The organism is Vibrio sp. S457-15, from assembly GCF_000960545.1.
Taxonomy (GTDB): domain Bacteria; phylum Pseudomonadota; class Gammaproteobacteria; order Enterobacterales; family Vibrionaceae; genus Vibrio; species Vibrio parahaemolyticus.
Genome location: NZ_JYOQ01000114.1, coordinates 284,028 through 296,583, shown reverse-complemented (window position 1 = coordinate 296,583; position 12,556 = coordinate 284,028). Strand labels below are relative to the sequence as shown.

Sequence of the window (12,556 nt, the reverse complement as noted above, 5' to 3'; positions counted from 1 at the left end):
AACCAATCTATACCATTTATATTTCAATCAGTATTGATAGATATAAATAAACAGGTACAACTGTATTTAAGTTAGACATTGAAAACCGACACAAAGGTGAGAAAATCATTGTCGACAACTTTTTCACACCTATAGTGAATAATGTTCGTTAAGATCAACATTCGAATTTATCGAGATTGGATAAGAATAAATGAAACGTGTACTTTTGGTAGAAGATAATCGTGAAATAGCGGGAATGTTGTTCGATTATTTTGAATGTGCTGGCATGCAGCTGGATTACGCCGACAACGGTGAGCTAGGCTTAAAACTGGCGATGGATAATGCGTTTGACATCATTTTGCTCGACCTCATGCTGCCGCGCATGGATGGCCTAACACTGTGCAACAAGCTGCGCGATGCGGGTAATAACACTCCGGTGTTGATGCTGACTGCACTTGATAGCCGAGACGACATGCTCAAAGGCTTCCAACACGGCGCCGACGACTACCTCACCAAACCGTTTGATCTCGATATTCTTGAAGCACGCATGACTGCATTGATTAAACGCTACCGCGGTACGGTTGCATCAACCAAACTCCAGTATGGCGAAGTGTCTATCGATCAAAAAACGCATCAAGCCTACCGTCAAGATAAGCTGTTGGCGTTGAATCCAACCACGTACACGATTCTAGAAATGCTGGTCAAAAATGCCCCCGAAGTTGTGACGCGTGAAGAAATCGCATTCCGCCTATGGCAAGAAAATGAGCCAAACAATGATGTTTTGCGCAGCCACATTTATCAACTGCGCGGTCAACTCGATAAACCCTTTGAAGAACATTTATTGAAAACCATCCCTAAAGTCGGCTTCCGCTTGGAGCCGGGTGCATGATTCGCCGCTTATTTAACAACACACAAAGCTTAACTGGACGCCTCGAACTCTTCTTCCTATTGGTGTCGATTGTGATTGGTCTGCTGTGCTTCGCACTTGTTAGTGGCGCGTTGTTGTGGTCGGAAGATCGCGTCGGTGAACGACGTATTATGATCGACAAGAAAGAAGCGATTGAGCACTTTAGGCGTCATCCTGGCGACGGAATGATCAAGCTCGATCTGCTGACAACGGCGTACAACGACATCAATCTAATCCCACCTGTCTACCAGTCTTTTTTGCAAGACAAGCAGTACTTTCTCGGTGAAGTCGGTCAAGAGCCGAACACCAGAATGATTTACATGAGCACTTTTAACCAAAATGGCGAAGAGCACCCTATCATTCTGATTTCACTCATTGATGAAATCGAAATCACCTCAACCGAGTTTGTTTATGTCATCGTAATGGTACTAGCGGTGGTAACGGCGCTTATCCTAATTTTTGGCAGCCTTTTACTGCGCCTATCGCAACGTTTGATTGAGCCAGTCAGCGCACTCAAGGTGCAGCTAGACCAACACCAAGGCGATACATCCCAAAAATTCATCGTGCCTGAAGGTTCGGCTAAAGAGTTCCAAACGTTAGCCTCTCAGCTCAATGAATATCGTAGCCAAATCAATCAGGTGATCAAACGTGAGCAAGCTTTTGCGCGATATGCCAGTCATGAGCTGAGAACGCCACTAACGGTAATGAAAGGCTCGAGCAGCCTGCTAGCCAGAAGCCCAAGCACGCCGTTTCAAGAACGTCAGATTGGCCGTATTCAAGATGCTACTCAGCAGATGTCGACCATGGTTGATGCTTTGTTGGGTTTGGTTCGATATGAACGCAACACCGACGACAGCCCCGTTCGAACCATCTCAGAACAAGAGCTTCACAACATCATTGCTCTTAGCCAAGCGCAAGCCGATGAAAAGTCGTTGGAATTTAATGTACAGATATTGGGTCATCCGCAAACCAAAGCGACCACTGCAGTGCTTAACATTACGTTGAGTAACTTAATTCGCAACGGCATTGCAGCCACGTCAGCGGGAACGATTCATATCACCATGACCGATACCACACTGTCGGTGAGAGATGAAGGCGAAGGCTTCTCTTCCGTGCCAGATGCCGAAGGTCATGGTTTGGGGCTCATGATTGTGGACGACTTATGCCGACGCTATGGCTGGCAATTCACTATTGATACACATTCTGAGGGTGGATGTGAGGCAGTGATTGACCTTTCGTCAGAGCATCATGAGGCTTGCTCAGAGCAACTTCCTCAGCACTAGATTCAATCAAGAGGTATCTCATTTGCTCAGTATCAAAACGGGTAGTTCGATACCTCTTTCTGATTCGATTGAATGAAATCTTATGCCGCAAGCGCAACTAGTCGTTCGAATGCTTGCGATGCCGATTCCGACGCTTCACACACAGAAAACACATCTTCGATAAAGTACTTCAACGCTCTGGATTCAATGGCTCTGATTGCAGCTTGCTGCTCGTCCGATAAATAGCCGTAAATGCTCGCCGCGCCAAAGTCACCGAAGATCATCTTCCCTTGCTCGTTCACCAACGTATTGTGCGCATACAAATCACCATGACACACCTTGTTGTCGTGTAGGTGATTAAATACGTTCACCATCTGCTCAACAATAGAGTTCACTTGCTCGACTGTCAGCGTAAACCCTTGTGGGAACGTATCTCGGGTGCAGGTTTCCAACGTTGGCGGTAAACCCAAGTTGTAGTAACTGTTTGGAATCAGCTCCATCACCAACGCAAGCTCTTTACCGTCATCCACTTGCGCGATGGATTTCACTAAGTTGTTGTGATGTCCAGCTTGCAAACACGCTTCAAGTTCATCATGAGGGTAGCCATCACTGGTGACCTCGCCCTTGAACACTTTTACCGCAACTTCACTCGGGAAGTTGTATTGTGCATCAATCCAGTTAGCATGAGAAATCACGCCACTTGCCCCTTGGCCGAGAACATGGTTAAGCGAGTAACTGTTTGTGGTCACTTTCGGCACACTGTCTAGCGAAGATGGGTGTTTGCAGAATGGATTACCTGCAAAAGCAAACCATGCCAATTTAGGTAGCTTCATCAACACATCCGGAAAGTGCTCTAGCTGATTCGCAGAGAGACGAATCAATTCCAAATTAACTAAGTTTTCCATGCTACTTGGCAGTCGTTTGATGCGATTCCCCGCCAGTGCAAGCTTTCTTAAGCGCGGCCTTTCACCCAGACTGTTTGGTAGCGTTTCAATCTCGTTGTCAGTCAGGATCAGCCAACGCAACTGACTTGGTAGTGAGGCTTCACTCACCACTTTGATCTTGTTGGTTTTAAATCCAACCATCTCAAGGTTTGGCAGCTTGCCCAATACCTCTGGTAAATGGGTGAACTGATTATTGGAAGCAAAAATGATTTTTAGTTTGGTCAGCTGTTCCAGTTCTTGTGGCAAATCTGACAGTACGTTGCCGGATAAATCTAACACTTCAAGCGAGTCTGCAAGCTCTAAAATTTCCATAGGGAACTCAGTTAGCCCTTCCGCCAACTTCAGTTGTTTAAGTCCTACTAATTGTCCTGTTTTTAATTGTTCTAGAGTCTGCAAAACCAAGCCTTCTGATTGAATGGAAATAAGCGACGTAGTGTACGTGGCTTGAGGTAGAAAGGCGACTCATGGGATGGAATACCATGGAATCAAAACAACCAAAGGATAGAAGTGAAACCATTGAAATGGTATTACAGCAGCAGTGAGTGCGAGTCAAAACATCAGGAATAACCGAAATGGTTGTACTGAAACACAGACTTTTTATCTGGGTTTAATGGCGTTACACTACGCGCCCTTTTTAAATGGCAAAGGTGACACGGTTTATTCCGTCAGCATCGACATGAAACTCTTAGAAAGTCCTATCACCCAACATAGCTTTAATGGGCGCAAATTTTTCCTTAAACGTGACGACATGCTCCACTCCCACTTCTCTGGGAACAAAGCACGTAAGTTTATGACGTTAATGGAAGAGCAAAATCCCGACATCACCACGTTAATAAGCTTTGGCTCCGCTCAATCTAATGCCATGTACTCGCTAGCGGCTCTCGCCCAGATTAAAGGTTGGGCATTTGAGTTTTATGTTCATCACATTCCATCTTGGCTAAAAAGCTCCCCCATCGGAAACTATCGCGGCGCTCTCGATTTGGGTATGAAAATCACCGCCATGCAAGACATCGGTAGCGAACTCCACCCTAGTGAATACATCCACCAGGTACGAAGATTAGATGAGTCGACATTGCTGATTCCAGAGGGTGGACGTTCCCACCTCGCTGAAGCTGGCATCAAACAGTTAGCACGAGAAATTCTTGATTGGACGCGATTGAGAGGTAAAGAGCATTTTACCGTCGCCCTGCCATCAGGCACCGGCACGACGGCTTTATATCTTCATAAACATTTAAGCCCACACGGCATAGAAGTGCTAACTTGCCCTTGCGTAGGCAATGCAGATTACTTAACTGAGCAGTTCAACCAGCTTGGTGAAAACAGCCACCCAACCATTTTAACCGTGCGCAACAAACACCATTTTGGCCGCTTGTACGAAGAAGATTACATCACATGGAAAGCACTCTTTGAGCAAACCGACCTCGAATTTGACCTGTTATACGACCCGTATATGTGGCAATGCCTCACCCCTTGGTTGGAAGAGAACACTGATAAAACGGTGATTTACATTCACCAAGGCGGGTTACTTGGCAACGAGTCGATGTTGCCAAGATATCAACGAGAATTTGAATAGCGTGTTCAAATAAAGTTGTTGCTGATTACAATGATTACACTATTTGATGAGCGCCAGAATTTCTTTGAATTCAGGTGCTCGGCAATCTTCGACCATTTCATACAAACACATTTCTAGCCCAGTGAGCACCACACCGTTAGCGGTTAGCTTCGCTAGAGCGAGCGCTTTATTGGCAGCAGTTCGGGAAGATACACAATCCGTGACTAATTCAACGCGATAACCGGACTGGCGCAGAGAAACCGCGGTTTGATAGACGCAAATGTGGGATTCAATACCGCAAACCAACCAGGTATCAACTTTCGCGTTCTCCACCGCGACCTTAAACGTCGCCTCTTTGCAACCATCAAACGTGTACTTGGTAATAGGTAAATGCGTGCTTTCAAGCACTTCACGAATCGGCTCCGCGGTTGGGCCCAACCTTTCTGGATTCTGTTCTAGCCACAGAATAGGCAAATCTAGTGCTTTGGCACCCTTTACCAGTTTCGTGATATTTTCAATCAGTGCGTCGCTTTCATGCATTAATGTAGCGAGTTTGCCCTGAACATCCACCACAATCAGGCCCGTGTTTCCTTTCGATAACATTTCCATCTCCTATCTTGTGCGACCACAAATCATACTCAACAAGTTGAACAACAGTTAATGTATCAGAACCCTTTCATGTTAGAGCAATAAAACCTAGAAAGACGATCTTCGCTCACACATTTGCCCTTAGTTAAGGGTGGTTTGAACTGACTATTTAAATTTCTCTCGAATTAGTTCAATCAAGGCTTTGACTTTATTAGGCAGAAATAAGGCAGAGGGATAAATCAGAGTAAGATGCTGCTTCGGATGCGCAAATTGAGGCAGCACCTCGACCAACAAACCGTCTCTCAGTGCAGGCTTGGAATGAATTTGAGGAATAAACGCGATGCCGTTTCCTGCTATCGCCATCGAGCGCAGCAAGTTGAGGTCGTCCGAGCGCAACGCCACATGCAGATCTGAATCGAGCAAATCGGCATTGTAACGATTAGTTAAAAGGCGATGCTGCTTAAGATCTTCCACCGTTTTTACTGGCGGATGCGATTCTAGATAGGCTTTTGACGCAACAAAGTGACTACGATAAGGCAAAAGACTGAACTGCACATAGCTGTCATCGGTGACTTTGACCACGCTAGGAAGAAGCTGCAAATCAAACGATTGACGCTTGAGATCGACACTCTCTTGATGGTTTTCAATCTCGACCGAAATATCCGGATACCGCGTTGTGTACTCGGTGATGATCGCGTTAAACGCGGCAGAGCTCATCAATGCGGAAGGAATGGCTAAACGCACCTTGCCCGTCAGCTCTTGTTGATATTCATGCATGGCATTTAAACCTTGCTGAATATGGTCAATAGGCTGCCCCACCAACTCAAACAAGCGTTTCCCGTGCTCCGTCAACTCAATGCTGCGTGTTGTGCGGATCAAAAGCTGTACCCCGAGTGATTTCTCTAATTCTTGCAGGCGACGACTCACTTTTGAGCGTTGTAGTTGATTCGCCTCTGCCGCTGCACTTATACCGCCGTGAACCACCGTCTGAGTGAATAGATAAATATCATCAAAACTAACGTTCATTGTCCTACTTTTAGGTCATTTATGTTCGTATTATCATTCTACTGAATTGTGAGTGACTTCTCTATAATCCGCTATCCAATATGTTTAACGGAACTTGTAATGACGGCTGACCAAAAATTCAAACACTGGATGCGAACTTTGATTGTCCTGTTCATCGTACTATTTTTGTACATTATCATTGCTGACCGCCACGCCCCCTTAACGACCGAAGGACGAGTGCAAGGATACGTTGTCCAAGTCGCGCCCGAGGTATCTGGTAAAGTGACCGACGTTCTCATCGAGAATAACCAGTCCGTTCAAAAAGGCGATGTGTTGTTTACGATTGATGATCGTAAATACAAGATAGCGCTTGAACAGGCGGAGCTGTCTCTGCAATCCGCTTATGAAAAAGAAGCAACGCTGTATTCTCAACGCGAAGCCGCTCTTGCCAATATTGCCCGCGCCCAAGCGACATTTGATAATGCGCACCGCGAGTACACCCGCTTACTGACACTATCGAAGCAGAAAGTCATCTCTCAATCGACACTCGATAATGCCTTTGCCCAAAATCAGGTATCACGTGCAGCGCTTAAAGCGGAAAGACAAAACTTAAAAGTCATTGAAGCGCAATTAGGCGATCAAAAAGGTCAAAGCACCGCCGTTCGAATTGCCAAAAACGGCATCGAAAAGGCGCAACTTGATTTGGCAAATACCGCAGTACTCGCTCCCAGTGATGGTGTCGTGACCAACCTGCAACTAGAAGTTGGCACGATGGCAAACACCAACATGCCATTGCTGACATTTGTACCAACAGGATCACTCTGGGTAGCCGCTGATTTTCGTGAAAAGTCCGTCGCGAACGTAGACAAGACTTTCCACGCCTTGGTCACATTTGATGCCAACCCAGGTTCGGTGTACGACTTTGATTTAGCTAGCCGCGATTACGGTGTAGCAGCCGCACAACAAACGCCTAATGGCGCACTAACCAAAGTGGAAGTGAACAACCGCTGGGTACGTGATGCGCAGCGTACACGAGTGAACCTAACCAGCAGCGAAGAGTTACCACCAGCACTGTTTGTCGGCTCTCGCGCTACCATTGTTTTGTACCCAGACAACAGCATTTTCTGGCAGTTGATGGCGCAAGCACAGATTCACCTCGCAAGCTGGTTCCACTTCATTTACTAGGCGGCGACAATGAAAACCTTACGAATTTGGTTCGGCTGCTCTTTAGGGCTCGCGCTAAGCATGGTCTTCGGTTGGTCTTACGGATTTTTTGCCATCATGATGCCGCTGTTTATTTTGGGCAGAATGGACCACTTTAACCTAGCGGCTTTATTGATCGTGTTTTTCTCTGCGGTGTGGACAACCATACAAGCCACATTTTTGCTGGAATACTTGCAGTTTCATCCAACATTAATGACCATTGCCGTCGGAATCATGATGCTGTTCAAGTGCATTGCAATGATGAACCAGAAAACCTATTTGTTTGGTTACATGGGGCTGTTGGTGGGTTCAATTGTGTTGAATTTTGCCAGCTATAACTTCATGGATATTGAAGAGTTCAACGTCAACATGTGGGTGATGGCGTTCAGCAATATTTTTGTTTGCGCATTCGCGTATTGGTTGTTCCCGGAGCCAAAATCCCCCGCCGAGCACATTGAGATGTCGACCCCAGTAAAAAGCGATATTGACTACATCAGCCAAGTTGCTATGGGTTGGGTAGTGGCGATGGCTGCGTTTATCGTATTCCAAGTAGCAGACTTATATGACTCGCTATCCGCACAAGCTTCCATTTTGATCATCCTAACCCCAATGACTTTAGCGGGCTCGCTCGCCATGGCAAAAATTCGCATCATCGGCACCGCACTAGGCTGCATCGCAGGGATGGCTGTTCAGCTGATATTGGGCAGTTGGTATGGGCATGGGCTACTCTTTTGGCTCGCCTTTACCATTGCTATGGGGCCATTCTGCTCGTGGCTCACCAAAGGGCAAATTAAAGCGGCTATCGCGTTTTCTGCCATGTCTGCCCTATCGGTTCCGCTGACGACCTCATTGGTGCCAGAACAAAAAGACGCGTTCTTTTCGATCTTGTACCGTTTCAGCTCGATTTTCGTTGCGGTTCTGCTCACCGCGATGGTGATGTGGGTAGTGCATCACTGGATTCGTGTGATGTTGCTAAAGCATCCTGAAGTTCGACAGCTAGAAATGAACTAGCGCGAAGTTACGACGTCTGTTTTAAGAAAAAACCAAGAACCGAGCTCTTGGTTTTTTTGTTTATCTGAAGGGAAAATATTTTGAATAACTTAAGCGGACAGCTCTCTACGAACAATCTCCGCTCCCGCACTTAGCGCATTGAGCTTAGCGGTTGATACTTCACGAGACAAAGGCGCCATACCACAGTTGGTACATGGGTAAAGCTTGTCGGCATCAACGTATTTCAATGCCTCTCGCAGTGTGTTCGCCACTTCTTCTGCCGTTTCAATTTCGTTGGTTGCAACATCAATCGCACCAACCATCACTTTCTTACCGCGAATCAACTCAAGTAACTCAATAGGCACTCGTGAGTTATGACATTCGAGCGAGATAATATCGATATTCGACTGCTGCAATTTAGGGAATACTTCTTCGTATTGTCGCCATTCAGTGCCTAGCGTTTGCTTCCAATCCGTGTTCGCTTTGATGCCGTAGCCATAGCAGATATGCACCGCCGTTTCACATTTCAGCCCTTCAATCGCACGCTCTAAACATGCAATGCCCCACTCGTTCACATCATCGAAGAACACATTGAACGCAGGCTCATCAAACTGAATGATGTCGACACCTGCAGCTTCAAGCTCTTTCGCTTCTTGATTGAGGATCTTTGCAAATTCCCAAGCCAGCTTTTCACGGCTACCGTAATGATCATCATAAAGCGTGTCGATCATCGTCATAGGGCCTGGCAGCGCCCACTTGATAGGTTGCTTAGTTTGCTGACGCAAGAACTTGGCATCTTCGACAAACACGGGCTTTGTGCGGCTTACTGGGCCAACCACAGTCGGAACACTTGCTTCATAACGGTTGCGAATGGTCACCGTTTTGCGGTTTTCAAAATCTACGCCGCTTAAATGCTCAATAAAGGTCGTCACAAAATGTTGGCGAGTTTGCTCGCCATCACTGACGATATCAACGCCTGCCAGTTCTTGTTCTTGCAAAGCGACACGTAGCGCATCGCGTTTGCCATCAATCAGTTCTTCACCTTGCAGTTTCCACGGTGACCAAAGTTTTTCTGGTTCGGCCAGCCAAGAAGGTTTCGGTAAGCTGCCAGCCGTTGAAGTCGGTAATAGTGTTTTCATCGTCATTCCTTTCTAGGTTCTCGTTGTCGATTACGCGTAGTTTGCAGACCATTGTTCAAGCATAGATTGATAAGGTTTGATGAAATGCTCCTCGGCAAATTTCCCTTGTTCAATCGCCAGTTGGCTGCGCTCTTCTCGGTCGTAAACGATTTGAGTTAGCGAGTGGTCTAGGTTTTTTAGGTTTGGCTGGTAGCAATTACCGGCAACCGCGTTGGCATTGTAAATCTCAGGTCGGTAAATCTTCTGGAATGTCTCCATCGTGCTTATCGTGCTGATAAGCTCTAGGTTTGAATAGTCGTTCAGCAAGTCACCGAAGAAGTAGAATGCCAATGGTGCGACACTGTTTGGTGGCATAAAGTAGCGCACCTGTAAGCCCATCTTTTTGAAGTACTGCTCCGTCAACGAAGATTCGTTCGGCTGATATTCAAAGCCCAAAACAGGATGTTGGTTTTCGGTGCGTCGGTATACCTTGTTGTCCGATACGCTCAGACAAATCACCGGCAGCTTTTTGAAATGCTGTTTGTAAGACTCAGAATTAACGAAAGCTTTGAACAGTTTGCCATGCAAATCACCGAAGTTAGCTGGGATGCTGAAACGGGGCTGGTTTTTGTTGTGGTCCAACAGCAAAACGCTAAAGTCGTAATCACGAACGTATGAAGAGAAGTTGTTACCCACAATACCTTCGATGCGCTCGTTAGTGTTGTGGTCAACAATGTTAGTTTTGAGCACTTCAATCGAAGGGAAGGCTTCGCCACTGCCTTGGATATCCATATCAACAGAGATGATTTCAAGCTCAACTGAGTAGCGGTCACCTTGCGCATTATCCCAATGTGCCAACGCATTAAAACGATTGTCGATCATTCGGAGTGCGTTGCGCAGATTCTCTCGGCGGTAGTTTCCACGAGCCAGATTAGCAAAGTTGGTAGTGATTCGCGTATTGTCTGATGGTTGGTAATTCTCATCAAAACGAATGCTTTTGATAGCAAATGTGAAATCGTTATTCATCGTGAGTTGGTATCCTATTTCCTTAGATAAAGCAGACTTTTCCTAACTCTGTGCATGGGGATATTTTTGTTTTTTGGTTTTCCCAATCGTTAGGTTGCGCGGCGTTCACGACAAACAGTTCGTACTAAAAACGGTGGTCGCAGTGCCTAACACCAGAGCAGTACGTTTTTTATACTTGCTTCACGAGTTGAATAATATTGGTATTGTTTCACATTGAACATGAAAGAAATTCATGACTAGAGAAATGGACCTACGCATACTTCCATTCTTTGCGGTTTCACTTGAAACTCGCAACTTCACCGAGTTGCTCTACATATTCAAACAAGACTCAAGCAAATCGTTTTCTAAACTCTCGCGGAGTTAAACCAATGACGTTTATGAAAACCTTCCTACATGCGCTCGTATCCTCGTAACCAACTTGATGGCTTATAGAATCAAAGGAATGCTGTGTGCTTTCTAACAAATCACATGCGCTCTGAATTCTAAGACGCTGCAAGTATTGATTAGGGTTGTATCCTGTCGCTTTCAAAAATCGTCGTTGCATCGTGCGTTCTGTAAGGTTGGCTTGCTTTGCTAACTGCTTTATGGACAAAGGCTCTGCATAGCGCTGATGCATGATTTGTTGAATGGAAACAATCGCATAATCACCGTGAGAAAACGATGGATGAAACTGTTGGTAGTAGCTCTGCGCTCGCTGAGCGGTATCAATAACCAGCGTTTTTCCAAGCTGACGCACAACACCCGGCGAAGCGTATTTCGCGATCAGCTCAAAGCCAAGGTCTAACCATGACATCATCCCACCCGCCGTTACTATGTCGCCGTGATTGATCAATATCTTATTGCTATCCAGCGCAATGCTAGGAAAGGCTTGGGAGAATGTTTCCGCCAATGCCCAATGGGTTGTGACCTCTCTCGAATCGATCAAGTTGGTTGCGGCAAGAATGAATACTCCGGCACATGCAGAAGATAACACCGCCCCTTGTGAGTAGTGCGCTTTAAGCCATCGAATCAACGCATCATCAGGAGCTAAGTAGTAATTATCAAGTGACGCAGGTGGCAACAAAACAACCGTTAGTCTTTCTGCGGTTAGGTCTGTATGTGGAATTAAAATCGGCTCAAACACAACCTCAATGTTCTGTTCCTTACATATTCTGTTGGCCAGCAAAAACATCTCTTCAAAGCCATAAACTGCCGACTTCAATACTGAGGGATACTCGCAGATTCCAATCGTTATTTTGATCATCTTTAATTTGTCGTTTTTGACTTCTTTTATGTCATTTTAGACTCTAAAAATAATGCAGCAAGTTACTCATAATTTGGCAAGACGTGAACCAAAATCAGCAGGAATTGAACATGAGCAACAGCGCATTACTTGTAATCGATATACAAAACGACTATTTCCCGAATGGCCGATTTCCTTTGTGGAATACCGATACCACTTTGGACAACATTAAGCAGTTGATGGCGAAAGCCATAGCACAAGATATCCCGATATTCCTTGTTCAACATGTATCTTCGGCCCCTAAAGGGAAAGCGCCTTTCTTTGAGGAAGGCAGTGTTGGTGTGGAGATTCATCCCGACGTCATCTCAATATGTCCTGACGCCGAGATAATTCAAAAACAGCACGCTGACAGTTTTTATCAAACGGACCTCGAACAAGCGCTAGAAAGGAACTTCGTAGATGAATTGTTGATCTGTGGAATGATGACGCAAAATTGCGTGACACATACGGCAATTTCAAAAGCAGCGGAAAAATACAACGTTTCCATCATTGAAGATTGTTGTACGACGACCGATCAAATGATTCATAACATTGCTTTAAGTGCGGTATCTATTCGAGTACCTCTATTGGCTTCTTCCGACGTACTTTCAAAATAAACGCCCAACAAAAAATTAACCGGTATCATTCGCCCGTTAGCTCTCATACCAATCGAAATTGGGCAGTTATGGTGTCAGCATCCATAGCTGCCCAAATTCAAATC

General features: G+C 45.7%; 12 protein-coding genes. 6 read left to right on the top strand and 6 right to left on the bottom strand.

Features of this window, described 5'->3' with window-relative positions; all coding sequences use genetic code 11:
* Nucleotides 1–190: 190 nt before the first annotated feature.
* A complete protein-coding gene (locus UF05_RS10315) occupies nucleotides 191–868 on the top strand; it encodes a response regulator transcription factor (RefSeq protein ID WP_005457963.1) in 678 nt (225 codons plus the stop codon).
* On the top strand, nucleotides 865–2,169 hold the full coding sequence (locus UF05_RS10310; RefSeq protein WP_045545753.1) for a sensor histidine kinase: 1,305 nt from the start codon (nucleotides 865–867) through the stop codon (nucleotides 2,167–2,169). The genes UF05_RS10315 and UF05_RS10310 overlap by 4 nt, the downstream gene beginning before the upstream one ends.
* 80 nt (nucleotides 2,170–2,249) lie before the next feature.
* Here UF05_RS10310 and UF05_RS10305 read toward each other — a convergent pair whose 3' ends face one another.
* Nucleotides 2,250–3,488, bottom strand: a complete 1,239-nt coding sequence (locus tag UF05_RS10305; protein ID WP_045545752.1) for a leucine-rich repeat-containing protein kinase family protein — start codon at nucleotides 3,486–3,488, stop codon at nucleotides 2,250–2,252.
* Nucleotides 3,489–3,768: 280 nt separating this feature from the next.
* On the opposite strand from UF05_RS10305, the gene UF05_RS10300 reads away from it, so the two are divergent.
* Nucleotides 3,769–4,665, top strand: a complete 897-nt coding sequence (locus tag UF05_RS10300; protein WP_045545788.1) for a 1-aminocyclopropane-1-carboxylate deaminase/D-cysteine desulfhydrase — start codon at nucleotides 3,769–3,771, stop codon at nucleotides 4,663–4,665.
* A 39-nt stretch (nucleotides 4,666–4,704) separates the two neighbouring features.
* Here the strand turns inward: UF05_RS10300 and UF05_RS10295 are convergent, their stop codons facing one another.
* Together UF05_RS10295 and UF05_RS10290 are read right to left on the bottom strand one after the other, a co-directional pair.
* Nucleotides 4,705–5,247 carry a hydrolase gene (locus UF05_RS10295; protein WP_005457944.1) on the bottom strand — a complete coding sequence of 181 codons (543 nt, stop codon included), beginning with the start codon at nucleotides 5,245–5,247 and terminating at the stop codon, nucleotides 4,705–4,707.
* A gap of 150 nt (nucleotides 5,248–5,397) precedes the next feature.
* Nucleotides 5,398–6,258 (bottom strand): LysR family transcriptional regulator, encoded by an 861-nt coding sequence (locus UF05_RS10290; protein WP_005494676.1) that lies wholly within the window; start codon nucleotides 6,256–6,258, stop codon nucleotides 5,398–5,400.
* A gap of 99 nt (nucleotides 6,259–6,357) precedes the next feature.
* Here UF05_RS10290 and UF05_RS10285 point away from each other — a divergent pair, with 99 nt between their 5' ends.
* Both UF05_RS10285 and UF05_RS10280 read left to right on the top strand, forming a co-directional pair.
* The gene (locus UF05_RS10285; RefSeq protein WP_005457950.1) at nucleotides 6,358–7,422 is read left to right on the top strand and encodes an HlyD family secretion protein; all 1,065 of its coding nucleotides are present in this window, start codon (nucleotides 6,358–6,360) and stop codon (nucleotides 7,420–7,422) included.
* 9 nt (nucleotides 7,423–7,431) lie between these two features.
* A complete protein-coding gene (locus UF05_RS10280; RefSeq protein ID WP_045545751.1) occupies nucleotides 7,432–8,451 on the top strand; it encodes a DUF2955 domain-containing protein in 1,020 nt (339 codons plus the stop codon).
* An 89-nt stretch (nucleotides 8,452–8,540) separates the two neighbouring features.
* Here the strand turns inward: UF05_RS10280 and UF05_RS10275 are convergent, their stop codons facing one another.
* The 3 genes from UF05_RS10275 to UF05_RS10265 form a co-directional block, all read right to left on the bottom strand.
* Nucleotides 8,541–9,569: a methionine synthase gene (locus tag UF05_RS10275; protein ID WP_023623851.1), complete on the bottom strand. Its 1,029-nt coding sequence runs from the start codon at nucleotides 9,567–9,569 to the stop codon at nucleotides 8,541–8,543.
* Nucleotides 9,570–9,599: 30 nt separating this feature from the next.
* Entirely contained in the window at nucleotides 9,600–10,574 is a 975-nt protein-coding gene (locus UF05_RS10270) for a DUF1852 domain-containing protein (protein ID WP_045545750.1), read from the bottom strand.
* Between the two features lie 328 nt (nucleotides 10,575–10,902).
* Nucleotides 10,903–11,817: a GlxA family transcriptional regulator gene (locus UF05_RS10265; RefSeq protein WP_025524090.1), complete on the bottom strand. Its 915-nt coding sequence runs from the start codon at nucleotides 11,815–11,817 to the stop codon at nucleotides 10,903–10,905.
* A 110-nt stretch (nucleotides 11,818–11,927) separates the two neighbouring features.
* Here UF05_RS10265 and UF05_RS10260 point away from each other — a divergent pair, with 110 nt between their 5' ends.
* Entirely contained in the window at nucleotides 11,928–12,452 is a 525-nt protein-coding gene (locus tag UF05_RS10260; protein ID WP_045545749.1) for a cysteine hydrolase family protein, read from the top strand.
* Nucleotides 12,453–12,556: the final 104 nt, after the last annotated feature.